Origin of the sequence: Streptomyces sp. NPDC014801 (assembly GCF_043082085.1) — a bacterium.
Classification (GTDB): domain Bacteria; phylum Actinomycetota; class Actinomycetes; order Streptomycetales; family Streptomycetaceae; genus Streptomyces.
In genome coordinates this window covers 439,598-463,871 of sequence record NZ_JBIBXG010000005.1, presented here as the reverse complement: position 1 = coordinate 463,871, position 24,274 = coordinate 439,598, and the positions used below count along the sequence as shown (strand labels likewise).

At 72.3% G+C, this 24,274-nt stretch carries 22 protein-coding genes; 1 reads left to right on the top strand and 21 read right to left on the bottom strand.

Translation table 11 applies throughout. The features are described 5' to 3' along the window. Positions 1–21 precede the first annotated feature (21 nt). The 14 genes from ACF1AL_RS14385 to pyrR all read right to left on the bottom strand — a co-directional run bounded on the left by ACF1AL_RS14385 (position 22) and on the right by pyrR (position 16,622). The gene (locus ACF1AL_RS14385) at positions 22–2,181 is read right to left on the bottom strand and encodes a primosomal protein N' (RefSeq protein WP_391780207.1); all 2,160 of its coding nucleotides are present in this window, start codon (positions 2,179–2,181) and stop codon (positions 22–24) included. A gap of 126 nt (positions 2,182–2,307) precedes the next feature. Then, positions 2,308–3,516, bottom strand: coding sequence for a methionine adenosyltransferase (gene metK, locus ACF1AL_RS14380; protein ID WP_366838292.1), 1,209 nt, complete (start codon positions 3,514–3,516; stop codon positions 2,308–2,310). A gap of 239 nt (positions 3,517–3,755) precedes the next feature. Beyond that, on the bottom strand, positions 3,756–4,961 hold the full coding sequence (gene coaBC / locus ACF1AL_RS14375; protein ID WP_391780208.1) for a bifunctional phosphopantothenoylcysteine decarboxylase/phosphopantothenate--cysteine ligase CoaBC: 1,206 nt from the start codon (positions 4,959–4,961) through the stop codon (positions 3,756–3,758). 108 nt (positions 4,962–5,069) lie between these two features. Next, on the bottom strand, positions 5,070–5,342 hold the full coding sequence (gene rpoZ, locus ACF1AL_RS14370; protein WP_004933985.1) for a DNA-directed RNA polymerase subunit omega: 273 nt from the start codon (positions 5,340–5,342) through the stop codon (positions 5,070–5,072). Between the two features lie 75 nt (positions 5,343–5,417). Further along, positions 5,418–6,011 carry a guanylate kinase gene (gene gmk, locus ACF1AL_RS14365; RefSeq protein ID WP_386912850.1) on the bottom strand — a complete coding sequence of 198 codons (594 nt, stop codon included), beginning with the start codon at positions 6,009–6,011 and terminating at the stop codon, positions 5,418–5,420. 60 nt (positions 6,012–6,071) lie between these two features. Next, entirely contained in the window at positions 6,072–6,395 is a 324-nt protein-coding gene (locus ACF1AL_RS14360) for an integration host factor (protein ID WP_003977346.1), read from the bottom strand. A 309-nt stretch (positions 6,396–6,704) separates the two neighbouring features. Beyond that, positions 6,705–7,550, bottom strand: coding sequence for an orotidine-5'-phosphate decarboxylase (gene pyrF, locus ACF1AL_RS14355; RefSeq protein ID WP_391780209.1), 846 nt, complete (start codon positions 7,548–7,550; stop codon positions 6,705–6,707). Continuing rightward, positions 7,547–8,653 carry a quinone-dependent dihydroorotate dehydrogenase gene (locus ACF1AL_RS14350; protein WP_386419211.1) on the bottom strand — a complete coding sequence of 369 codons (1,107 nt, stop codon included), beginning with the start codon at positions 8,651–8,653 and terminating at the stop codon, positions 7,547–7,549. The genes pyrF and ACF1AL_RS14350 overlap by 4 nt, the downstream gene beginning before the upstream one ends. A 53-nt stretch (positions 8,654–8,706) precedes the next feature. After that, positions 8,707–12,015 (bottom strand): carbamoyl-phosphate synthase large subunit, encoded by a 3,309-nt coding sequence (carB, locus tag ACF1AL_RS14345; RefSeq protein ID WP_391705412.1) that lies wholly within the window; start codon positions 12,013–12,015, stop codon positions 8,707–8,709. Then, on the bottom strand, positions 12,008–13,150 hold the full coding sequence (gene carA / locus ACF1AL_RS14340) for a glutamine-hydrolyzing carbamoyl-phosphate synthase small subunit (protein ID WP_391826018.1): 1,143 nt from the start codon (positions 13,148–13,150) through the stop codon (positions 12,008–12,010). The genes carB and carA overlap by 8 nt, the downstream gene beginning before the upstream one ends. Then, a complete protein-coding gene (locus tag ACF1AL_RS14335; RefSeq protein WP_391826017.1) occupies positions 13,147–13,707 on the bottom strand; it encodes a hypothetical protein in 561 nt (186 codons plus the stop codon). The genes carA and ACF1AL_RS14335 overlap by 4 nt, the downstream gene beginning before the upstream one ends. After that, positions 13,704–14,990 carry a dihydroorotase gene (locus tag ACF1AL_RS14330; RefSeq protein ID WP_391826016.1) on the bottom strand — a complete coding sequence of 429 codons (1,287 nt, stop codon included), beginning with the start codon at positions 14,988–14,990 and terminating at the stop codon, positions 13,704–13,706. Before ACF1AL_RS14330 ends, ACF1AL_RS14335 begins: the two co-directional genes overlap by 4 nt. A gap of 5 nt (positions 14,991–14,995) precedes the next feature. Then, the gene (locus ACF1AL_RS14325) at positions 14,996–15,973 is read right to left on the bottom strand and encodes an aspartate carbamoyltransferase catalytic subunit (RefSeq protein ID WP_366838303.1); all 978 of its coding nucleotides are present in this window, start codon (positions 15,971–15,973) and stop codon (positions 14,996–14,998) included. Positions 15,974–16,064: 91 nt separating this feature from the next. Next, positions 16,065–16,622 carry a bifunctional pyr operon transcriptional regulator/uracil phosphoribosyltransferase PyrR gene (gene pyrR, locus ACF1AL_RS14320; protein ID WP_391780213.1) on the bottom strand — a complete coding sequence of 186 codons (558 nt, stop codon included), beginning with the start codon at positions 16,620–16,622 and terminating at the stop codon, positions 16,065–16,067. A gap of 334 nt (positions 16,623–16,956) precedes the next feature. On the opposite strand from pyrR, the gene bldD reads away from it, so the two are divergent. After that, entirely contained in the window at positions 16,957–17,460 is a 504-nt protein-coding gene (bldD, locus tag ACF1AL_RS14315) for a transcriptional regulator BldD (RefSeq protein WP_067235530.1), read from the top strand. A 220-nt stretch (positions 17,461–17,680) separates the two neighbouring features. Here bldD and nusB read toward each other — a convergent pair whose 3' ends face one another. From nusB to aroC, 7 genes are all read right to left on the bottom strand, one after another. After that, complete coding sequence (gene nusB, locus ACF1AL_RS14310) at positions 17,681–18,109, bottom strand: transcription antitermination factor NusB (RefSeq protein ID WP_366838305.1); 429 nt, start codon at positions 18,107–18,109, stop codon at positions 17,681–17,683. Positions 18,110–18,111: 2 nt separating this feature from the next. Continuing rightward, positions 18,112–18,678 carry an elongation factor P gene (gene efp / locus ACF1AL_RS14305; protein ID WP_103780931.1) on the bottom strand — a complete coding sequence of 189 codons (567 nt, stop codon included), beginning with the start codon at positions 18,676–18,678 and terminating at the stop codon, positions 18,112–18,114. Between the two features lie 211 nt (positions 18,679–18,889). After that, a complete protein-coding gene (locus ACF1AL_RS14300) occupies positions 18,890–19,996 on the bottom strand; it encodes an aminopeptidase P family protein (protein ID WP_391826015.1) in 1,107 nt (368 codons plus the stop codon). A 221-nt stretch (positions 19,997–20,217) separates the two neighbouring features. After that, the gene (locus ACF1AL_RS14295; RefSeq protein WP_391780214.1) at positions 20,218–21,111 is read right to left on the bottom strand and encodes a Pro-rich N-terminal domain-containing protein; all 894 of its coding nucleotides are present in this window, start codon (positions 21,109–21,111) and stop codon (positions 20,218–20,220) included. A 161-nt stretch (positions 21,112–21,272) separates the two neighbouring features. Then, the gene (gene aroB, locus ACF1AL_RS14290) at positions 21,273–22,364 is read right to left on the bottom strand and encodes a 3-dehydroquinate synthase (protein ID WP_391826014.1); all 1,092 of its coding nucleotides are present in this window, start codon (positions 22,362–22,364) and stop codon (positions 21,273–21,275) included. Then, entirely contained in the window at positions 22,361–22,876 is a 516-nt protein-coding gene (locus tag ACF1AL_RS14285) for a shikimate kinase (RefSeq protein ID WP_366838309.1), read from the bottom strand. Before ACF1AL_RS14285 ends, aroB begins: the two co-directional genes overlap by 4 nt. Beyond that, the gene (gene aroC, locus ACF1AL_RS14280) at positions 22,873–24,057 is read right to left on the bottom strand and encodes a chorismate synthase (RefSeq protein ID WP_391826013.1); all 1,185 of its coding nucleotides are present in this window, start codon (positions 24,055–24,057) and stop codon (positions 22,873–22,875) included. The genes ACF1AL_RS14285 and aroC overlap by 4 nt, the downstream gene beginning before the upstream one ends. Between the last annotated feature and the right edge of the window lie 217 nt (positions 24,058–24,274).

Below are 24,274 nucleotides of genomic sequence, written 5' to 3'. Positions count from 1 at the left end.
CCGACGTCGTGCCCGCGCAGCTCAGCCGATGTCCGGGGGATCGATCCGCACCCGGACCGCCTCTCCTCCCCCGCGGGCCATCCGTGCCGCCTGCGCGGCCTTGAGCGCGGCGGCCAGCGCCGCCCCGCTGCCCGGCGGCACCCGGATCAGCGCCCGCTCCCAGTGCTCCCCCGGCGGCGGGGCGCCGGGCCGGCGCGGCCGGCCGGGCGCGGTGACCGGCAGCGGCACCGGCCCCAGCACCTCCGCCTCCCGCGGCAGCTCCACCGCGCCCAGGAACTCCGCCAGCACCGGTCCCGGCGCCGACACGGCCGCCATCCGCGAGACCGGGGGAAAGCCCAGCTCGGCCCGCTCGGCGAGTTCGCGCACGGCGTGCCCGACCGGGTCCCAGCGCACCAGCGCCTGCACCGGGCGGGCCGTGGGCTCGGCGACGACGGCGACGGTGCCGCCGGCGCTCTGCGGCCGTACCAGCGCGGCGGCCGCGATCCAGCGCCGCAGCGCGTCCTCCTCGGCGCGCAGGTCGGGACGCCCGAGCATGGCCCAGCCGTCCAGCAGCAGCGCCGCCGCGTAGCCGCCCTCGGCGACGGGTTCGGCGCCGGGCGTGCTCACCACCAGCGCGGGCGTCTCCGGCACGGTGTCCAGCACGTGCTCGCGCCCGGAGGTGCGCACCGGGACGGCCGGGAAGGCCCGCCCCAGCTCCTCGGCGGTGCGCCGGGCGCCGACGACCTGGGCGCGCAGCCGGAAGGACCCGCACTCGGGACAGTGCCAGGCGGTCTCCTCCCGCCCGCACCAGCCGCACCACAGCGACCCCGCGCCCGCGGCGCCGTGCCGCGCCTCCAGCGGCCCGGCACAGTGCCGGCACCGCGCGGGCTCACGGCACTGCGCACAGGCCATCCGCGGCACGTACCCCCGGCGCGGCACCTGCACGAGCACCGGCCCGTGCCGCAGACCCTCCCGGGCCACCTGCCAGGCGAGGGTCGGCAGCCGGGCGGCGCGCGCGGCCTCGTCGCGGGCGAGGTCGGCGTCGCCGACGGTCCGCACCAGCGGCGCGGCGGCCCGCACCTGGTCCCGTACGGCGACGATGGGCCGCGCCCAGCCGCTCTCCACCAGCTGCGCGGCCTCCACGGTGCAGCTGAAGCCGCCCAGCAGGAAGGCGCACCGGTCCTGGGCGGCGCGCAGCAGCAGGACCTCGCGGGCGTGCGGCTGCGGGGCGTGCTGTTCGCTGTGGCTGTCGTCGCCGTCGTCCCACAGGGCGACCAGGCCCAGGTCCTGCACGGGCGCGAACATGGCGGCCCGGGTGCCGAGCACGGCCCGTACGGAGCCGCGCCGCACGGCCAGCCACTCGCGGTAGCGCTTCTCGGGCCCGGCGTCGGCGGTGAGCACGGCGTGCCGTCCCTCGCCGAGCAGCGCGGTCAGGGCGGCGTCGACGCGGGCGACGGCCCGGCCGTCCGGCAGGACGACGAGGGCGCCGCGGCCGGAGGCGAGCGTGGCGGCGACCGCGCGGGCCAGTTCCTCGCTCCACTGCGGCCCGGGCAGCGCGTTCCACACGGCACGCGGTGCGTTCCCGGCGGCCAGGGCCTCCAGGAAGGCGGCCCCGCGCTCGTAGCGCGCCCAGGAGCCCGCCTCGGGGGCCGGTGGCGGCGGCAGTGGGGCGGGCGAGGGCCGTTGCTCGGCCCGCGCGCTGCGCGGCGGTACGGCGAGCTGCAGGACGTCGGCGAGGCTGCCGGCGTACCGGTCGGCGACGGCCCGGGCGAGCCCGAGGAGCTCGGGTCCGAGCACGGGCTCGGGCGAGACCACCTGGGCGAGCGCGGCGAGCGGCCCGGAGTAGTCGGACTCGGGCAGCCGCTCGATGAGGAACCCGTCGATCAGCCCGCCGCCCTCGCGCCGCCCCTCGCGGACCCGGTGCCGTCCGGCCCCGAAGCGGACGCGCACCCGCACCCCGGGCTGTGCGTCGGCGTCCAGTTCGGCGGGCACGGCGTAGTCGAAGTAGCGGTCGAGGTGCAGGACGCCCTTGTCGACGAGCACCCGCGCGACCGGCAGCGTGGGCGCGAGCGCGGCGCCGCGCCAGGTGCGGGGCTTGGCGCGCGGCTCCTTGGCCTTGCGCACGCTCTCCCGGATGAACGCGAGCTGCTCCGGCGGTGCCCCGTCGGCACCCCCGCCACCCTTCCCGTTCTCGCTGCTCACGCTTGCATTCTTACCAAACGCCACTGACAGGAGCGCCGGCCCCGGGGCGTCAGGGACGTCGCCGGAACGCGGCGAGGCCCGGCCTCCCCGAAGGGAAACCGGGCCTCGCGGGACACCGGAGGGTGCTTACAGCCCCGCGGCCTCGCGCAGCGCGTCCACGCGGTCGGTGCGCTCCCACGTGAAGTCGGGCAGCTCGCGGCCGAAGTGGCCGTAGGCGGCCGTCTGGGCGTAGATCGGGCGCAGCAGGTCCAGGTCGCGGATGATCGCGGCCGGGCGCAGGTCGAAGACCTGGTCGATGGCCTGCTCGATCTTGTCGATCTCGACCTTCTCGGTGCCGAAGGTCTCGACGAACAGACCGACCGGCTCGGCCTTGCCGATCGCGTACGCGACCTGCACCTCGCAGCGGGAGGCAAGGCCCGCGGCGACGACGTTCTTGGCGACCCAGCGCATGGCGTAGGCGGCCGAGCGGTCCACCTTGGACGGGTCCTTGCCGGAGAAGGCGCCGCCGCCGTGGCGGGCCATGCCGCCGTAGGTGTCGATGATGATCTTGCGGCCGGTGAGGCCGGCGTCGCCCATCGGGCCGCCGATCTCGAAGCGGCCGGTCGGGTTGACCAGCAGCCGGTAGCCCTCGGTGTCGAGCTTGATGCCCTCGTCGAGCAGGGCCTTCAGCTCCGGCTCCACGACGAACTCGCGGATGTCGGGGGCGAGCAGCGACTCCAGGTCGATGTCGGAGGCGTGCTGGGAGGAGACGACCACCGTGTCGAGGCGGACGGCCTTGTCGCCGTCGTACTCGATGGTGACCTGCGTCTTGCCGTCGGGGCGCAGGTAGGGAATGGTGCCGTTCTTGCGGACCTCGGAGAGGCGCTTGGACAGGCGGTGCGCGAGGAAGATCGGCAGCGGCATCAGGGTCGGCGTCTCGTCGGAGGCGTAGCCGAACATCAGGCCCTGGTCGCCCGCGCCCTGCCGGTCCAGCTCGTCCTCGTCGCCCTCGACCCGGGACTCGTAGGCGGTGTCGACACCCTGCGCGATGTCCGGGGACTGCGCGCCGATGGACACGGACACACCACAGGAAGCGCCGTCGAAGCCCTTCTTGGAGGAGTCGTAGCCGATCTCGAGGATCTTACCGCGGACCAGGGTGGCGATGTCCGCGTAGGCCTTGGTGGTGACCTCGCCGGCCACGTGGACCAGGCCGGTGGTGATCAGCGTCTCGACGGCGACGCGCGAGGTCGGGTCCTCGCGCAGGAGCGCGTCGAGAATGGTGTCGCTGATCTGGTCAGCGATCTTGTCGGGGTGACCCTCGGTCACGGACTCCGAGGTGAACAGGCGACGGGACACAACGCTCCCTGGGGTTGCAGCGGCTGCTGGCTGATCATTGGCGGACGGCTCGGGGGCTGCGCCCGGTGCCGTCCGGGAACAGTTTATCGGTCAGGCTCGGCCGCCGGGTCACGTGTCTCGCCACTCGGGAGCTCTGTGACCTGCGGCACGGGGCATTCTGCCGAATGCCGGGCGGCCTTGGCCAGGGCTTCCGCCTCCGCGTGTGGGCGTGGCGGCCGGCCGGACGGCGCGAGGGGGCGTTACTCCAGACGCGCGGCCACGAGGTCCCACACGGTGTCGGCGAGGGCTTCCTTGGGACCGTGGGGCACGGGCGTCTCGCTGCCGTCGGCGCCGAGCACGACCGCCTCGTTCTCCTCGGAACCGAACGTCTTGCGCTCCCCCACCTCGTTCACCACGAGCAGGTCGCATCCCTTGCGGCGCAGCTTGGTGCGGCCGTTGGCGAGGACGTCGTCGGTCTCGGCGGCGAAGCCGACGATCACCTGGCCGTCCCGGGCGCGGTCGGCGGAGATCTCCGCGAGGATGTCGGGGTTGCGGACCAGGACGATCGGCTCGGGCTCCTGGCCGTCCTTCTTCTTGATCTTCCCGGCGGCGTAGGTGGCCGGCCGGAAGTCCGCCACGGCGGCGGCCATGACGACCGCGTCGGCGTCGGCGGCGGCCTTGAGCACCGCCTCGCGCAGTTGTACGGCCGTGCCCACCGGGACGACATCGACGCCGGCCGGGTCCGGCAGGGCGCCGGTGTTGGCGGCGACCAGGGTGACCCGGGCGCCGCGCGCGGCGGCGGTGCGGGCGAGGGCGTAGCCCTGCTTGCCGGAGGAGCGGTTGCCGAGGAAGCGGACCGGGTCGAGGGGTTCGCGGGTGCCGCCGGCGCTGACGACGACATGGCGCCCGGCGAGGTCGGGCTCGCGCACCCCGCGGGCGAGGACGCGGCGGCACACCTCGAAGATCTCCGCCGGGTCGGGCAGCCGGCCCTTGCCGGTGTCGACGCCGGTGAGGCGGCCGACGGCGGGCTCGACGACCACGACGCCGCGGCGGCGCAGCGTCGCCACGTTCTCCTGGGTGGCCGGGTGCTCCCACATCTCGGTGTGCATGGCGGGCGCGAAGACGACCGGGCAGCGGGCGGTGAGCAGGGTGTTGGTCAGCAGGTCGTCGGCGAGGCCGTGGGCCGCCTTGGCGAGCATGTCCGCGGTCGCGGGGGCGACGACGACCAGGTCGGCCTGCTGCCCGATGCGCACGTGCGGGACCTCGTGGACGGCGTCCCAGACCTCGGTGGAGACGGGGTTGCCGGACAGCGCCGACCAGGTGGCCGCGCCGACGAAGTGCAGCGCGGAGGCGGTGGGGACGACGCGGACGTCGTGGCCCGATTCGGTGAACCGGCGCAGCAGCTCGCACGCCTTGTAGGCGGCGATGCCGCCGCTGACCCCCAGTACGACCTTCGGCTTGTCCACCGTCACTCCCCGGACCTCGGAATATGTCTGGACCCCATGAGACACCACAGGCCCGGCAGAGTGACTGCCGGGCCTGTGGAAAAACCCACTGCGGTGCGCAGATATGACTTACTGACCCGGGCCTTCGACGGCCTCGGAGGTCAGCAGCCCCGCGTTGATCTCGCGCAGGGCGATCGAGAGCGGCTTCTCGTGGACGTGCGTGTCCACGAGGGGACCGACGTACTCGAGGAGACCCTCGCCGAGCTGCGAGTAGTACGCGTTGATCTGGCGGGCCCGCTTGGCCGCGTAGATCACGAGGCTGTACTTCGAGTCGGTGGCCTCGAGGAGCTCGTCGATCGGCGGGTTGATGATGCCCTCGGGCGCGGAGATGGAAGAGGACACGCTCTACCTTCCGATGGATGGGAAAAAACAGTCACGGTGACCGGTGGCGGTCACCCACAGGATGACCAGTTTTGATCACACAACGTCCATCAAGGCTAGCAGCTCGCGCGCCACGTCCTCGACGGAGGTGTTGACCAAGGTCGTATCGAACTCCGGCTCGGCCGCCAGTTCGGTCCTGGCCGCCTGAAGACGGCGCTCGATGACCTCCGGCGACTCGGTGCCCCGGCCGGTCAGCCTGCGCACCAGCTCCTCCCAGGAGGGAGGGGCCAGGAACACCAGCTGGGCGTCGGACATCGACTCCCGGACCTGCCGGGCGCCCTGGAGGTCGATCTCCAGCAGGACGGGCTCGCCGTTCTCCAGCCGCTCCAGCACGGCCGCGCGGGGCGTGCCGTAGCGGTTGCCGGCGAACTCGGCCCACTCCAGCAGCTCGCCGTTGGCGATCAGCTTGTCCATCTCCTCGTCGGTGACGAAGAAGTAGTGGACTCCGTGCTGCTCGCCGGGGCGGGGCTTGCGGGTCGTCGCCGACACCGAGAGCCAGACCTCGGGGTGTTCCTTGCGCATATGGGCGACGACCGTGCTCTTGCCGACCCCCGAGGGGCCGGAGAGCACGGTCAGCCGCGGACGTGCGTCCGGGGGCTCGGGGGTCGTCCCCCGGGGTGTTACAGCCATGCAGCGATTATTCCAGCAATCCCGGAGTGCCCGGGACTCCCTTCCCGGCAGGGACCGGGTTCAGGAACCCGTGCTGCCGAACTCACGCTCCAGGGAAGCGATCTGGTTGGAGCCGAGGCCGCGCACGCGACGGCTCTCGGAGATGCCGAGTCGCTCCATGATCTGCTTGGCGCGGACCTTGCCCACGCCCGGCAGGGACTCCAGCAGGGCGGAGACCTTCATCTTGCCGATGACGTCGTTCTCCTGGCCCTGCTTGATGACCTCGTGCAGGGAGGCGCCGGAGTGCTTGAGTCGATTCTTGACCTCGGCCCGCTCCCGGCGAGCCGCGGCGGCCTTTTCGAGCGCGGCTGCGCGCTGTTCGGGGGTAAGGGGCGGAAGAGCCACGCCTACGTCACCTCGGATGTCGAACTGTCGGATACGGACCGGTGAGGAACCTAGTCGCCCCACACCTGGGGAGTGGCGAGCAACACGCTTGCCCGCTCTCCCCCACTGCCTTGAGGGCGTGAGAGGTGCCCTCACACGTCGGAGACTAGCGGTCAAGTCCGCCGGAGTCAGCGAGAACAGCGGAAAAGTCCTGGTCAGCCTCCGTCAGTGCGGGACATTTAGGACATACTGCCCCGGATTTGAGACTGTATCCAGACTCGGGTCGCCCTTGAAGGCCCCGCCGGGACCACCCGGCGGGGCCGGCGCCCCTCAGGCAGCCGCGACGGCGACCCGGATCTCGTCGGCGAAGCGTTGCGCGGCGTCACGCAGGGTGACGACATCGGGTCCGTGGCGCAGCACACCCCGGCTGACGTTGGGCACCACGTTGCGTACGACTCCGGCGAAGACCCGGGGAAGATCCGCCGGGGTCGCCCCCTGCGCGCCGATGCCGGGGGCGAGCAGCGGACCGTTGATGTCCAGGTCGTAGGAGGACAGGTCGCCGAGCGTGGCGCCCACGACCGCGCCGAAGGAGCCCAGCGGCTCCTCGCCGGCGTTCTCCGCCGCCAGGTGCGCCAGCACGGTCGCGCCCACGGTCCGGCCGTCGGCGCGCACCGCGTGCTGCACCTCGCCGCCCTCGGGGTTGGAGGTCAGCGCCAGCACGAACAGTCCCGCGCCGCTCTCCCGGGCCAGCGCCACGGCCGGGGCGAGCGAGCCGTAGCCCAGGTACGGGGAGACCGTCAGCGCGTCGGAGAACAGCGGGGAGTCCTTGTGCAGGAACGCCTCCGCGTAGGCGGCCATGGTGGAGCCGATGTCGCCGCGCTTGGCGTCCATCACGACCAGCGCGCCGGCCGCCCGCGCCTCCTCCACGCTCTTCTCCAGCACCGCCACGCCCCGCGAGCCGAACCGCTCGAAGAAGGCGGCCTGCGGCTTGAGCACGGCCACCCGGTCCGCCACGGCCTCGACGACCGTGCGGCTGAAGCGCTCCAGGCCGGCCACGTCGTCGTTCAGGCCCCACTCGGCGAGCAGGGAGGCGTGCGGGTCGATGCCGACGCACAGAGGGCCGCGCTCGTCCATGGCGTGGCGCAGCCGGGCGCCGAAGGGCTCCAGGGAGGTCATGCGGGCTTCCTCACGTCGGCGCCGACCGCGTCGGCGAGGGTGGCGTAGGGGCTGGTGCGCAGGCGGGCGGCGAGCCCCTTGTGGATCGCGCGCATCCAGAACGGGCCCTCGTAGATGAAGGCGCTGTAGCCCTGGACGAGCGTGGCGCCGGCCAGGATGCGCTGCCAGGCGTCCTCGGCGGTCTCGATGCCGCCGACGCCCACCAGGGTGATGCGGTCGCCCACGCGCGCGTACAGGCGGCGCAGGACCTCGAGCGAACGCTCCTTGAGCGGGGCGCCGGACAGCCCGCCGGTCTCCTTGACCAGGGAGGGTGCGGACGTCAGGCCGAGGCCGTCGCGGGCGATGGTGGTGTTGGTGGCGATGATGCCGTCCAGGCCCAGCTCGACGGCCAGGTCGGCGACCGCGTCGATGTCCTCGTCGGCCAGGTCGGGCGCGATCTTGACCAGGAGGGGGACGCGGCGGGTGGTGACCACGCGGTCGGCGGCCTCGCGCACGGCGGTCAGCAGCGGCCGCAGCGCCTCGGTGGCCTGGAGGTTGCGCAGGCCGGGCGTGTTCGGCGAGGAGACGTTGACGACCAGGTAGTCGGCGTACGGCGCGAGGCGCTCGGCGGACTTCACGTAGTCGGCGGCGGCCTCCTCCTCGGGGACGACCTTGGTCTTGCCGATGTTGACGCCGACGACGGTCTTGAAGACCGGGGTGCGGGAGGCGAGTCGTGCGGCGACGGCCAGCGAGCCCTCGTTGTTGAAGCCCATGCGGTTGATCAGCGCCCGGTCCGGAACCAGGCGGAACAGCCGCTTCTTGGGGTTGCCGGGCTGTCCCTCGCCGGTGACCGTGCCGATCTCGACGTGGTCGAAGCCGAGCATGGCCATGCCGTCGATGGCGACGGCGTTCTTGTCGAAACCGGCGGCGAGCCCGAAGGGGCCGTGCATGCGCAGGCCGAGGGCCTCGGTGCGCAGCTCCTTGTGGCGGGGGGCGAGGGCGGCGGCGACGAAGGTGCGCAGCACGGGGACGCGGGCGGCCAGGCGGATCCAGCGGAAGGCCAGGTGGTGGGCCTGTTCGGGATCCATGCGCGCGAAGAAGAGCTTGAAGAAGATCTTGTACATGGTGTCCTCATGACGAGGGGGACACCGTGTGTCGGTGTCCCCCTCGCCGGCTGCTAGTCGCGGGCCGCGGTCAGGTGTTCGGCGTGTTCCTGGAGGGAGCGCACGCCCACGTCGCCGTGGTTGAGGGCGTCGATGCCCTGTACGGCGGCCGCCAGGGCCTGGACCGTCGTCAGGCAGGGCACGGAGCGCGCCACCGCCGCCGTACGGATCTCGTAGCCGTCGAGGCGGCCGCCGGTGCCGTACGGGGTGTTGACGATGAGGTCGACCTCGCCGTCGTGGATGAGCTGCACGATGGTCTTCTCGCCGTTCGGGCCGGTGCCCTCGGACTGCTTGCGCACGACGGTGGCGTTGATGCCGTTGCGCTTGAGGACCTCGGCGGTGCCGGAGGTGGCCAGCAGCTCGAAGCCGTGGGCGACCAGCTCGCGGGCCGGGAAGATCATCGAGCGCTTGTCGCGGTTGGCGACCGAGATGAACGCGCGTCCCTTGGTGGGCAGCGGGCCGTAGGCGCCGGCCTGCGACTTGGCGTAGGCGGTGCCGAAGACGGAGTCGATGCCCATGACCTCGCCGGTGGAGCGCATCTCCGGGCCGAGGACGGTGTCCACGCCGCGGCCGGAGGTGTCGCGGAAGCGGCTCCACGGCATCACGGCCTCCTTGACGGAGATCGGCGCGTCCAGCGGCAGCTCGCCGCCGTCGCCGTTCTTCGGCAGCAGGCCCTCGGCGCGCAGCTCGGCGATGGTCGCGCCCATGGAGATGCGGGCGGCGGCCTTGGCGAGCGGCACCGCGGTCGCCTTGGAGGTGAAGGGGACCGTGCGCGAGGCGCGCGGGTTGGCCTCCAGGACGTAGAGGATGTCGCCGGCCATCGCGAACTGGATGTTGATCAGGCCGCGCACGCCGACGCCCTTGGCGATGGCCTCGGTGGAGGCGCGCAGGCGCTTGATGTCGAAGCCGCCCAGCGTGATGGGGGGCAGCGCGCACGCCGAGTCGCCGGAGTGGATGCCGGCCTCCTCGATGTGCTCCATCACGCCGCCGAGGTAGAGCTCCTCGCCGTCGTAGAGGGCGTCGACGTCGATCTCGATCGCGTCGTCGAGGAAGCGGTCGACCAGCACGGGGCGGGTCGGGCTGATCTCGGTGGACTCGGCGATGTAGGAGGCCAGGCGGGTCTCGTCGTAGACGATCTCCATGCCGCGGCCGCCGAGGACGTAGGACGGGCGGACCAGGACCGGGTAGCCGATCTCGTCGGCGATGGCCTTGGCCTCGTCGAAGGTGGTGGCGGTGCCGTGCTTGGGGGCGGGCAGGCCGGCCTCCTTCAGCACCCGGCCGAAGGCGCCCCGGTCCTCGGCCGCGTGGATGGCCTCGGGCGAGGTGCCGACGACCGGCACGCCGTTGTCCTTCAGGGCCTGCGCGAGGCCCAGCGGGGTCTGGCCGCCGAGCTGGACGATGACGCCCGCGATCGGGCCGGCGAGGGACTCGGCGTGGACGATCTCCAGCACGTCCTCGAGCGTGAGCGGCTCGAAGTACAGGCGGTCGGAGGTGTCGTAGTCGGTGGAGACGGTCTCCGGGTTGCAGTTGACCATCACCGTCTCGTAGCCCGCGTCGCTGAGCGCGAAGGAGGCGTGGACACAGGAGTAGTCGAACTCGATGCCCTGGCCGATGCGGTTCGGGCCGGAGCCCAGGATGATCACCGCGGGCTTCTCGCGCCGCGCGACCTCGGTCTCCTCGTCGTAGGAGGAGTAGAAGTACGGCGTCTTCGCGGCGAACTCGGCGGCGCAGGTGTCGACCGTCTTGTAGACCGGGCGGATGCCGAGGGCGTGCCGCACCTCGCGGACGACGTCCTCGCGCAGGCCGCGGATCTCGGCGATCTGCTGGTCGGAGAAGCCGTGCCGCTTGGCGTCGGCGAGCAGCTCACCGGTCAGCTCGGGGGCCTCGGCCAGCTCGTCCGCGATCTCCTTGATCAGGAAGAGCTGGTCGACGAACCACGGGTCGATCTTCGTGTAGTCGAAGACCTCCTGCGGGGTGGCGCCGGCGCGGATGGCCTGCATGACCGTGTTGATCCGGCCGTCGGTGGGGCGCACGGCCGCTTCGAGGAGGGCGGTCTTGTCGCCGGGGTCCCCCACGAAGGTGAACTGGCTGCCCTTCTTCTCCAGCGAGCGCAGCGCCTTCTGGAAGGCCTCGGGGAAGTTGCGGCCGATGGCCATGGCCTCGCCGACCGACTTCATGGTGGTGGTCAGCGTGGAGTCGGCCTGCGGGAACTTCTCGAAGGCGAAGCGCGGGGCCTTGACGACGACGTAGTCGAGGGTCGGCTCGAAGGAGGCCGGGGTCTCGGCGGTGATGTCGTTGGGGATCTCGTCCAGCGTGTAGCCGACGGCCAGCTTGGCGGCGATCTTGGCGATCGGGAAGCCGGTGGCCTTGGAGGCGAGCGCCGAGGAGCGGGAGACGCGCGGGTTCATCTCGATGACGATCACGCGGCCGTCCTCGGGGTTCACCGCGAACTGGATGTTGCAGCCGCCGGTGTCGACGCCGACCTCGCGGATGACGGCGATGCCGATGTCGCGCAGGATCTGGTACTCGCGGTCGGTGAGCGTCATCGCGGGCGCGACGGTGATGGAGTCACCGGTGTGCACGCCCATCGGGTCGAAGTTCTCGATGGAGCAGACGACCACGACGTTGTCGTGCTTGTCGCGCATCAGCTCCAGCTCGTACTCCTTCCAGCCGAGGATGGACTCCTCCAGGAGCACCTCGGTGGTCGGGGAGAGCGTCAGGCCCTGGCCGGCGATGCGGCGCAGCTCCTCCTCGTCGTGCGCGAAGCCGGAGCCGGCGCCGCCCATGGTGAAGGAGGGGCGCACGACGACCGGGTAGCCGCCGAGGGTCTCGACGCCCTGGAGGACGTCGTCCATGGAGTGGCAGATGACCGAGCGGGCGGACTCGCCGTGCCCGATCTTCTTGCGGACCTCCTCGACGACCTCCTTGAACAGGTCGCGGTCCTCGCCCTTGTGGATCGCCTCGGGCTTGGCGCCGATGAGCTCGACGCCGTACTTCTCCAGGACGCCGTTCTCGTGCAGCGAGATCGCCGTGTTGAGCGCCGTCTGGCCGCCCAGGGTGGGCAGCAGGGCGTCGGGGCGCTCCTTGGCGATGATCTTCTCGACGAACTCGGGGGTGATCGGCTCGACGTAGGTGGCGTCGGCGATCTCCGGGTCGGTCATGATCGTCGCCGGGTTGGAGTTGACGAGGATCACGCGAAGGCCCTCGGCCTTCAGCACGCGGCACGCCTGGGTGCCGGAGTAGTCGAACTCGGCGGCCTGGCCGATGACGATCGGGCCGGAGCCGATGACCAGGACGGACTGGATATCGGTGCGCTTAGGCACGCTGGCCCTCCATCAGGGAAACGAAGCGGTCGAACAGGTAGGCGGCGTCGTGCGGACCGGCGGCCGCTTCGGGGTGGTACTGGACGGAGAAGGCCGGCTGGTCGAGCAGCTGCAGGCCCTCCACGACGTTGTCGTTCAGGCAGACGTGCGAGACCTCGGCGCGGCCGAAGGGGGTCTCGCTGACCTTGTCGAGCGGCGCGTCCACGGCGAAGCCGTGGTTGTGCGCGGTGACCTCGACCTTGCCGGTGGTGCGGTCCTGGACCGGCTGGTTGATGCCGCGGTGGCCGTACTTCAGCTTGTAGGTGCCGAAGCCGAGGGCGCGGCCGAGGATCTGGTTGCCGAAGCAGATGCCGAACAGCGGCGTCCTGCGCTCCAGCACGGCCCGCATCAGGGCGACGGGGCCGTCGGCGGTGGCGGGGTCGCCGGGGCCGTTGGAGAAGAACACCCCGTCGGGGCCGACGGCGTAGACCTCGTCGGCGGTGGCGGTGGCGGGCAGGACGTGCACCTCGATGCCGCGCTCGGCCATGCGGTGCGGGGTCATGCCCTTGATGCCGAGGTCGATGGCGGCGACGGTGAACTTCTTCTCGCCGACCGCCGGGACGACGTAGGCCTCCTTGGTGGCGACCTCCTCGTACAGGCTGGCGCCCTTCATGTGGGGCTGGGCCTGCACCAGGGCGAGCAGCTCGCCGTCGCTCTTCACGGCCTCGCCGGAGAAGATGCCGGCGCGCATGGAGCCGCGCTCGCGCAGGTGGCGGGTGAGGGCGCGGGTGTCGATGCCGGAGATGCCGACGACGCCCTGGTTCACCAGCTCCTCGTCCAGGGAGCGGGTGGCGCGCCAGTTGGACGGCACGCGTGCGGGGTCGCGCACGACGTAGCCGGAGACCCAGATCCGCTTGGACTCGTCGTCCTCGTCGTTCCAGCCGGTGTTGCCGATCTGCGGGGCGGTCGCGACGACGATCTGGCGGTCGTACGACGGGTCGGTGAGGGTCTCCTGGTAGCCGGTCATGCCGGTGGAGAACACGGCCTCGCCGAAGGTCTCCCCCACGGCCCCGTAGGCACGGCCGCGGAAGATCCGGCCGTCCTCCAGGACGAGTACGGCGGGAACCTTGTCCGCTCCCCTTGTGGAGGTCGTCATCGTGCGCCTTCCGTCTTGTTGATCATGTCGTTCAGGGTGTCGACCCAGGTGGTGTGCTCGGCCGCGTGGTCCGAGCGGAAGCCGGAGTCGATCAGTTTGTCGCCGTGGGCCCAGGTCACCACCAGCAGTCCGCCCTCGGTGAGGACCTTGCCGGCGATGCCCTTGTCCAGCCGGGCTCCGCGCAGCCGCTCGGCCGGGACGAAGAAGTCGCGTGCGCCGGGGCGTACGACCTCCAGTCCCGCGTCCGTCAGGGTGAGCTCGGCGCGGCTGCGGGTGCCGAGCCCGTGGGCCACGATGCGGTCCAGCCACTGTCCGGCGGTGGTGGAGCCGTGGTAGCGGCCGCTCATCGTCAGTGTCGCCTCGCCCGGCTCCGCGGGCGCGCCGGGCAGCTCCGGCAGGTCGCTCTGGAGGGTGCCGCGCCACTTCCAGCCCTCGCGCATCAGCCAGTAGACGAGCGCGACGAAGAGGAGGAGGCCGATCACCCAGCCGAGGCGGGCGGCCCAGTCGGTGACCGGTGCCGATTTCTCCGCGGCTGTGAGCAGGGGTGCAGGTGTCACGTGAGCTTCCCGTCGACGAGCGTGGCCTTGCCCCGCAGCCACGTGTGCGTCACACGGCCCGGCAGCTCGCGCCCCGCGTAGGGGGTGTTGCGGCTGCGCGAGGCGAAGCCCGCGGGGTCCACGTCGCCACGGTATTCCGTGTCGACCAGGGTGAGGTTGGCGGGCTCACCAGCCGAGACGGGACGGCCGTGACCGGTGGCCTGTCCGATCTGCGCGGGCTTGACGGACATCCGGTCGGCGACGCCGGCCCAGTCCAGCAGGCCCGTGTCCACCATGGTCGCCTGCACCACCGACAGCGCGGTCTCCAGGCCGACCATGCCCATGGCGGCGGCGGCCCACTCGCAGTCCTTGTCCTCGTGCGGGTGCGGGGCGTGGTCGGTGGCGACGATGTCGATCGTGCCGTCGGCGAGGGCCTCGCGCAGCGCCATGACGTCACGCTCGGTGCGCAGCGGCGGGTTGACCTTGTAGACCGGGTCGTAGGTGCGCACCAGCTCGTCGGTGAGGAGCAGGTGGTGCGGGGTGACCTCGGCGGTGACCCGGATGCCGCGGGACTTGGCCCAGCGGACGATCTCGACGCTGCCGGCGGTCGACAGGTGGCAGATGTGCACCCGGGAACCGACGTGCTCGGCGAGCAGCACGTCCCGCGCGATGATCGACTCCTCGGCGACGGCCGGCCAGCCGCCCAGGCCCAGCTCGGCGGAGACGACGCCCTCGTTCATCTGGGCGCCCTCGGTGAGCCGGGGCTCCTGCGCGTGCTGGGCGACGACCCCGTCGAAGGCCTTCACGTACTCCAGGGCGCGGCGCATGATCACGGCGTCGTCGACGCACTTGCCGTCGTCGGAGAAGACGGTGACGCCGGCGGCCGACTCGTGCATGGCGCCCAGCTCGGCGAGCTTCTTGCCCTCCAGGCCGACGGTGACGGCGCCGATGGGCTGCACGTCGCAGTAGCCGTGCTCCTTGCCGAGCCGCCAGACCTGCTCGACGACACCGGCGGTGTCGGCGACCGGGAAGGTGTTGGCCATGGCGAACACGGAGGTGTAGCCGCCGCTCGCCGCCGCGCGCGTGCCGGTCAGGACGGTCTCGGAGTCCTCGCGGCCGGGCTCGCGCAGGTGGGTGTGCAGGTCGACCAGGCCGGGGAGCAGCACCTTGCCGGCCGCCTCGACGACCTCGGCGCCCTGGGCGGACAGGCCCTGGCCGACCTCGGCGATCGTCTCGCCGTCGATGAGGACGTCCTGGGGCTCGCCGCCGAGCACCTTCGCACCACGGATCAGGATCTTGCTCATGGTTCTTACTTCTCCTCGATACGGGTGGTGGTGACGGCGGGCTCGTTGCCACCGAGCAGCAGGTAGAGGACGGCCATCCGGATGGAGACGCCGTTGGCGACCTGCTCGATCGCGGTGCAGCGGCCGGAGTCGGCGACCTCGGCGGTGATCTCCATGCCGCGGACCATCGGGCCGGGGTGCATCACGATGGCGTGCTCGGGCAGCTTGGCCATGCGGTCGCCGTCGAGGCCGTAGCGGCGGGAGTACTCGCGCTCGGTGGGGAAGAAGGCGGCGTTCATGCGCTCGCGCTGGACGCGCAGCATCATCACCGCGTCGCACTTGGGCAGCGTCGAGTCGAGGTCGTAGCTCACCTCGCAGGGCCAGGTCTCGACACCGACCGGCAGCAGGGTGGGCGGGGCGACCAGGGTGACCTCGGCGCCGAGGGTGTGCAGCAGGTCGACGTTGGAGCGCGCGACGCGGCTGTGCAGGACGTCGCCGACGATGGTGATGCGCTTGCCGGCGAGGTCCTGGCCGAGACCGGCGTCCCGGCCGACCAGGCGGCGGCGCATGGTGAAGGCGTCCAGCAGGGCCTGGGTGGGGTGCTGGTGGGTGCCGTCGCCGGCGTTGATCACGGCGGCGTCGATCCAGCCGGAGGTGGCGAGGCGGTACGGCGCCCCGGAGGCGCCGTGCCGGATGACGACGGCGTCGACGCCCATCGCCTCCAGGGTCTGGGCGGTGTCCTTCAGGGACTCGCCCTTGGACACGCTGGAGCCCTTGGCGGAGAAGTTGATGACGTCGGCGGACAGGCGCTTCTCGGCGGCCTCGAAGGAGATCCGGGTGCGCGTGGAGTCCTCGAAGAAGAGGTTGACGATCGTGCGGCCGCGCAGGGTCGGCAGCTTCTTGATCGGCCGGTCGGCCACCCGGGCCATCTCCTCGGCGGTGTCGAGGATCAGGACGGCGTCGTCGCGGGTGAGGTCGGCGGCCGAGATGAGATGACGCTGCATCTGTCAGGCTCCGTAAGGCTGTTCAAATCGGGAGGATGAGGGCACATCGGCGCGTGCGCGGGCATGCCGAAGCGGCCCGGCGCGCGAGGTGCTACTGGTCGGCCTTCACACCGAGCAGCACGGTGTCGCGACCGTCCTCCTCGGCGAGCTGGACCTTGACCGTCTCCCGCAGCGACGTGGGGAGGTTCTTGCCGACGTAGTCGGCGCGGATCGGCAGTTCCCGGTGACCGCGGTCGACGAGGACCGCGAGCTGCACCGCGCGGGGGCGCCCGATGTCGTTCAGGGCGTCGAGGGCGGCGCGGATGGTGCGGCCGGAGAAGAGGACGTCGTCGACGAGGACGACGAGCTTGCCGTCGATGCCGTCACCGGGGATCTCGGTGCGGGCCAGCGCGCGCGGCGGGTGCATGCGCAGGTCGTCGCGGTACATGGTGATGTCCAGCGAGCCGACCGGGACCTTGCGCTCGGTGATCTGCTCGAGCTTGACGGCGATCCGCTGGGCGAGGAAGACGCCTCGGGTCGGAATGCCGAGGAGCACCACGTCGTCGGCGCCCTTGGCGCGCTCGACGATCTCGTGGGCGATGCGGGTCAGTACCCGCGCGATGTCGGGGCCCTCGAGAACGGGCCTCGCATCGGACGCGTGCGTGTCCATACGAGAAGGACCTCCTTCTCCGCCTCACGGGACGGACCTTAAAGGACGTCGGGTTTGCGCCATCCACGGTAGCAGGCCGCCACGGCAGCCAGGGGACCACCCCCGTGCGACCTCGCACACCACCGCCTCGCCGGCGGCGGGGCCACGCCGCGGCGCCACCCGGTCGGCCCCACGCGACCACCCGCATGGAGCAGCCGGTCACCAGTACCACGGAAGAGTCGGTGTGGACCATTCGGCTTGACGCAGGAGAATCACGCTGCGTAACCTCACAGTGAGTTACCAGCCGCGCGGCATGGACGAAGCCAGTCGCGTCGACACAGTGCCGGGGAGCTATATGTCCAGCGAATACGCCAAACAGCTCGGGGCCAAGCTCCGGGCCATCCGCACCCAGCAGGGCCTTTCCCTCCACGGTGTCGAGGAGAAGAGCCAGGGACGCTGGAAGGCGGTCGTGGTCGGTTCCTACGAGCGCGGCGACCGTGCCGTGACCGTGCAGCGCCTCGCCGAGCTGGCGGACTTCTACGGCGTCCCGGTGCAGGAGCTGCTCCCGGGCACGACCCCCGGCGGCGCCGCCGAGCCCCCGCCGAAGCTGGTCCTGGACCTGGAGCGCCTGGCCCACGTCCCCGTGGAGAAGGCGGGCCCGCTGCAGCGGTACGCGGCCACGATCCAGTCGCAGCGCGGTGACTACAACGGCAAGGTGCTCTCCATCCGCCAGGACGACCTGCGCACCCTCGCCGTCATCTACGACCAGTCGCCCTCGGTGCTCACCGAGCAGCTGATCAGCTGGGGCGTGCTGGACGCCGACGCGCGGCGCGCCGTCGCCACCCACGAAGAGGGCTGACGACGAGGGCTGAGCGCCCCGGCTCCTGCGAGCAGAAACGTTGCCGCCGGGTGGCTCCCGGGACCCTGAGGGTCCGGAGCCACCCGGCGGCTTTTTCGCGCCCGGTGAGGACGACGCACGAAGGGGCGCGGGGGAAGTGCGCGACACGCCGTGAACGGCGTGCACACGCGCTTCTCCCGCGCCCCTCGCGGCGCTCGGTGGCGGTGGTGAGCTTGTCGGGCTACTCCCGGCGCAGGGACGGCTTGAGGTCCTTCAGCCGGCCCAGCAGACCGTTGACGAACGCCGGCGACTCGTCCGTGGAGAACTCCTTCGCCAGCTGCACCATCTCGTCCAGGACGACGGCGTCCGGGGTCTCGTCGACCCAGATCAGCTCGTAGGCGCCCAGGCGCAGGATGTTGCGGTCGACGACCGGCATCCGGTCCAGCGTCCAGCCCACCGCGTACTGGGCGATCAGCTCGTCGATCCGCTTCGCCTGCTGGGCGTAGCCCTCGACCAGCTGCATCGTGTACTCGCTCACCGGCGGCTGCCGGGTGTCGGAGCGGGACAGCCGGACCCAGTCCGCGAGCACCGTCAGGACGTCGGCGTCGCGCTGGTCGCCCTCGAAGAGGATCTGGAAGGCGCGCTTGCGGGCCGTGTTACGGGCAGCCACGGTTAGCCGTTCACCCGGCCGAGGTAGTCGCTGGTGCGGGTGTCGACCTTGATCTTCTCACCGGTGGTGATGAAGAGCGGGACCTGGATCTGGTGGCCGGTCTCCAGGGTGGCGGGCTTGGTGCCACCGGTGGAGCGGTCGCCCTGGACACCCGGCTCGGTCTCCTGGACGGTCAGCTCGACGGCGGCCGGCAGCTCCACGAAGAGCACCTCGCCCTCGTGCTGCGCGACGGTGGCCGTGAAGCCCTCGATCAGGAAGTTGGCGGCGTCGCCGACGGCCTTGCGGTCGACCATCAGCTGGTCGTAGGTCTCCATGTCCATGAAGACGAAGTACTCGCCGTCCATGTAGGAGAACTGCATGTCGCGCTTGTCGACGGTGGCCGTCTCGACCTTGACGCCGGCGTTGAAGGTCTTGTCGACGACCTTCCCGGACAGCACGTTCTTGAGCTTGGTGCGCACGAAGGCCGGGCCCTTGCCGGGCTTGACGTGCTGGAACTCGACGACGGACCAGAGCTGGCCGCCTTCGAGCTTGAGCACCATGCCGTTCTTGAGGTCGTTCGTGGAAGCCACGGTTGCGGAATCTCCTGGACTGACGTGGACGACCCCGGGGCACGCACCGAGCGGCGCCGGGGAAGGCCTGGTGCGTTCCCGCGTCGTTCGGTGCGTGCTCTCGGCGTGCCGGGTGAAGGTCCTCGTAGCGGAGCTACTGGGGCCTTTCGGCCGGTGCGGCGAGAGTGCGTGCCGGGCGGCGTGGGAACATGCCTGGTCTTCCCTGGGGTCGCTACAGGGCGAGCAGCTCCTTGGTCGTGATGGTGAGTAGCTCGGGTCCGCCGTCCGCCTCGGGGCGGACGACGAGCGTGTCATCGATCCGGACACCTCCCCGGCCCGGGAGGTGAACCCCCGGTTCGACGGTGACCGGCACGCAAGCGTCCAGTTTACCCATGGCCGCGGGGGTCAACTGAGGGTCCTCGTCGATTTCGAGTCCGACGCCGTGTCCGGTGAGCGAGAGCAGGCGCTCTCCGTGACCGGCGGAGTCCAGGACCTGCCGCGCCGCACGGTCCACGTCACGGTACGGCGTGCCGGGCGCGAGGCTCTCCCGGCCGGCCCGCTGGGCGGCGAAGACCAGGTCGTAGAGCTCGATCTGCCAGTCCGCGGGCGAGGTGCCGATGACGAAGGTGCGGCCGATCTCGCAGCGGTAGCCGCGGTAGGTGGCGCCCAGGCAGACGGAGAGGAAGTCGCCCTCCTCCACCCGCCGGTCGGTGGGCCGGTGACCGCGGCGTCCGGCGTGCGGGCCGGTCGCCACGGAGGTGGGGAAGGCGGGCCCGTCGGCGCCGTGGTCGACCAGGCGGCGCTCCAGCTCCAGGGCCAGGTGGCGTTCGGTCCGGCCGACGAGGATGGACTCCAGCAGCTCCCCCAGCGCCTGGTCGGCGATCTCGGCGCCGATGCGCAGACAGGAGATCTCCTCCTCGTCCTTGACCACCCGCAGCTGCTCGACCGCGCCGCCGAGGTCGGTCAGTCTGAGCCGCGGCGCGACCGAGCGGATGGCCCGGTGGCGGGAGACGGTCAGGTGGTGTTCTTCCACGGCGAGGCAGTCCACGGCCGCGCCCTGGGCCAGGTCCGCCGCCGCGACGACCGCGTCGCCGCCGGAACCGGACAGGGTGTGGATGCGCACCGCCTCGTCGGGGCGGCCCGCGCTGGGCTGGTCGCCGGGCGGGCCCGCGCAGACCAGGACGTCCTCGTCCCGGCCCAGCAGCAGGGCGGCGCCCTGCGGCGCGGCGCCGGCCAGGTAGCGGACATTGGCGGGGCGGGTCACCAGGGCGGACTGGCTGCCGCCGGCATTGCAGCGTTCCCTCAGCCGGGCTCGGCGGCCGGCATGCACCTCTGACATGACACGAGCGTAGGAGCGGTGGGCGTTTTGTGCCGGTTGGGGAGGGCCGAAGGGGGGCGCTCCGCGGGGTACGGCGTCGGAGCGCGCCGTGGGGACGTCACTCGCCCGCCGGGTGCGGCGCCGATCCGGTGCTCGCGCCCACGGGGGCGGCGCATGCCTCGGGACGGATCCGCGCCTCGGACGCGGACCCGCGCTCCTTCAGGCGGGCCCGCTCCCCTTCGCTACCACTGCGGCGGGCTCGCTATCGCCCTCGCCAGGACGTCGTCCAGGATCTTCGCCGTCTCGGGGACGTCCAGCTGGGAGTTGTCGATGATCGGCAGCCCCGAGCCGTACCAGCCGGCCATGCGGCCGTGGATGCGGGCGACCTCCTCGTCGGTGAGGCGGCGGTTGCCCGTGCGCTCGGCGTTGCGCTCCAGGACGACGTCCAGGCCGGGCAGCAGCACGACCGGGAGGAGGCCGGGGCCGACGTGCCGCTTCCAGCCGCCGAGGCCCACGACCGGGCGGTCGGGGAAGACGGCGTCGTCGAGGATGCAGGAGATGCCGTTGGCGAGGAAGTTGCGCGCGGCGAAGCCGCAGGTGCGACGGGCGAGGCGGTACTGCGCCTCCGAGTTGTCGTTCCACCCCGACTGCGGGTCGGCGAAGCCCGAGCGGACCCATTCGCGTACGTCGTCCAGGCTGATGTGGGCCGTGGGCACGCCCCGGTGGTCGGCCCAGTAGCGGGCGACGCTGGTCTTGCCGGCGCCGGCCGGGCCGATGAGCAGCACGGCGAGGGTGGTGATCGCCGGGTCTGGGCCGGCCGGGGCGGGCGGCGCGGTGGGCACGCCGACGGGCCCGCCGGGCGGCAGCGCGACGTGCCCGGTGGTGTCCGGCGGGGGCGCCGAGGGGTGCGGCGGCAGGGGCTGCGGCGGTGGACCGGGGTGCGGCGGGTGGGGGCCGGACGGCGGCCCCCCGGTGAAGCCCGGGGGCGGCGGGGGCACGGGGCCGGAGCCCCGGGGCGCGGGGGCCGGGCCGCCCTGGGGGGCACCCGGGTGATGTGCGGCCGGCGACCAGCCGGCGGCCGGTCCGTGCCCCGGCTGGTGGGGCGGCGGCAGCGGAGAACCCACTGCGTGCTGCATCCGGTGCCACTCCGTCTCGTACAGACAATTCTCGCTGGCAGCGGGGGCGGGCCCCGCCCTACCGAACGGTACCGCCCCCGGCCGCCGATTGGTGAACGGCCGGGGGCGGTGTGAAGTGCCCGCTGTGCACGGGGAATCGGGCGGAAGGGACCCCGTGGGAGCTACTGCCCCACTTCCCCGTACGCGGCGAGCAGCACCGCCGGGTCCGGGCCCTCCAGGACGGTCGGCTTGGCCAGGCCGTCCAGGACGATGAAGCGGAGCAGGTCGCCGCGGGACTTCTTGTCGACCTTCATGGTCTCCAGCAGCTTCGGCCACTGGTCGTAGCGGTAGTGCAGCGGCAGGCCGACGGCTTCCAGGATCGTGCGGTGCCGGTCGGCGGTGGCGTCGTCCAACCGGCCCGCCAGACGGCCGAGTTCGGCCGCGAAATGCATGCCGACGGCGACGGCGGCGCCGTGCCGCCACTTGTACCGCTCGTTCTTCTCGATTGCGTGACCGAGCGTGTGGCCGTAGTTGAGGATCTCCCTGCGGCCGGACTCCTTGAGGTCGTCGGAGACGACCTCGGCCTTCACCCGGATCGAGCGTTCGATGAGCTCGGCCGTGTGCGGGCCCGCAGGGGTGCGCGCGGCCTCGGGGTCGGACTCGATCAGGTCCAGGATCACCGGGTCGGCGATGAAGCCGGCCTTGATGACCTCGGCGAGGCCGGAGACGTAGTCGTTGACCGGGAGGGAGTCCAGCGCGGCCAGGTCGCACAGGACGCCGGCCGGCGGGTGGAAGGCGCCGACGAGGTTCTTGCCCTCGGCGGTGTTGATGCCGGTCTTGCCGCCGACGGCCGCGTCGACCATCGCGAGGACGGTGGTCGGCACGGCGATCCAGCGCACCCCGCGCAGCCAGGTCGCGGCGACGAAGCCCGCGAGGTCCGTGGTCGCGCCGCCGCCGACGGCGACGATGACGTCGGTGCGGGTGAAGCCGGACTGGCCGAGCGCCTTCCAGCAGTAGGCGGCGACCTCGGCGGTCTTGGCCTCCTCGGCGTTCGGCACCTGGATCGCGACGGCCTCGTAGCCCTGCTCGGCGAGGTCGGCGCGCAGCGCGTCACCGGTCTCGGCGAGCGCCTCGGGGTGGACGACCGCGACCCGCTTGGCCCGGGTGCCGATCAGCCCGGCGAGTTCGCCGAGCAGCTGACGGCCCACCAGGACGTCGTACGGCTCGGTGCCGGCCGTACCGCCGACGTGGATCCGCGTCACCGACTCGCTCATGCCTTCTTCAACTCCACTGCGTCCAGGGCGGCCTGGGTGACCTCTTCGGGGGTGCGCCCGTCGGTCGGCACGACCGCGGTGGCGACCTCCTCGTACAGATGGCGGCGGGCCTCCATCAGCTCGCGCCACTGCTTGCGCGGGTTGACGGCGAGCAGGGGCCGCGCGGCGTTGAGGCCGGTGCGCTTGACGGCCTCCTCGACGTCCATCGACAGATAGACGACCTGGTGGCCGGCGAGGAGCCGGCGGGTGTCCGCGTCGAGGATCGCGCCGCCGCCGAGCGCGAGGACGCCCTCGTGCTCGGCGAGCGCGCGGTGCACCGCCCGCTTCTCGATCGCGCGGAAGGCGCTCTCGCCCTCCTCGACGAAGATGTCGGCGATCGTGCGGCCCTGCTCGGCGACGATGTCGTCGTCGGTGTCCCGGTAGCCGGCGCCCAGGCGCTCGGCGAGGAGCTGCCCGACGGTGGACTTGCCGACGCCCATCGGTCCGACCAGGACGACAAGCGGCCCGCTCATCGGATGTGGAGGTTGTCGAGGTACGACCGGACGTTGCGGCGGGTCTCGGCCACCGAGTCGCCGCCGAACTTCTCCGCCACCGCGTCCGCGAGGACGAGCGCCACCATCGCCTCGGCGACGATGCCGGCGGCCGGGACCGCGGAGACGTCGGAGCGCTGGTGGTGGGCCTGCGTGGCCTCACCGGTGGTGACGTCGACGGTCTTCAGGGCGCGCGGCACGGTCGCGATCGGCTTCATCGCGGCGCGCACCCGCAGCAGCTCGCCCGTGGACAGGCCGCCCTCGGTGCCGCCGGCGCGGCCGGAGACGCGCCGGATGCCCTCCGGGGTGTTGACGATCTCGTCGTGCGCCTTGGAGCCGGGCACCCGGGCCAGCTCGAAGCCGTCGCCGATCTCGACGCCCTTGATCGCCTGGATGCCCATGAGGGCGCCGGCGAGCCGGGCGTCCAGCTTGCGGTCCCAGTGGACGTGCGAGCCGAGGCCGACGGGCACGCCATAGGCCAGCACCTCGACCACACCGCCGAGCGTGTCGCCGTCCTTGTGGGCCTGGTCGACCTCCGCGACCATCGCCTTGGAGGTGTCCGCGTCCAGGCAGCGCAGCGGGTCGGCGTCCAGCTTCTCGACGTCGGCCGGGGTGGGGTACACGCCCTGCGGCGCCTTGACGGAGCACAGCTCGACGACGTGGCTGACGATCTCGACGCCGGCCGTCTCCTTCAGGTACGACCGGGCGACCGCGCCGAGCGCCACCCGAGCCGCGGTCTCGCGGGCGGAGGCGCGCTCCAGGATCGGGCGGGCCTCGTCGAAGCCGTACTTCTGCATGCCCGCCAGGTCGGCGTGGCCGGGGCGGGGCCGGGTCAGCGGGGCGTTGCGGGCGAGGCCGGCGAGCACCTCGGTGTCGACCGGGTCGGCCGCCATGACCTGCTCCCACTTCGGCCACTCGGTGTTGCCCACCATGATCGCGACCGGGGAGCCCAGGGTCAGTCCGTGCCGGACGCCACCGAGGAAGGTGACCTCGTCCCGCTCGAACTTCATGCGCGCACCGCGGCCATAGCCGAGCCGCCGCCGCGCGAGGTGGTCCGCCACCATCTCCGTGGTGATCGGCACGCCGGCGGGAAGGCCCTCCAGCGTCGCGACAAGTGCGGGACCGTGGGACTCACCCGCGGTCAGCCAACGCAGCCTGCTCAACGATGCTCCTCAGTGCTCGCGCCTGGTTCTGCTCCGCGTACACGCACGCGCGCGTACGGCGACGGCGCGACCGGGTGCGCGGCCCGGGCCCGCCACCTCCGATCCTCCCACGTCCGCGGCGGAGTCCCGGCCGCCGGTCCAGCAGGCGGACGCCGCGGCGGACGCGGGCGCCCCGGGCGGCCGTACCGGTGACCTGTGGGCGAGGGGCCGGCGGCGC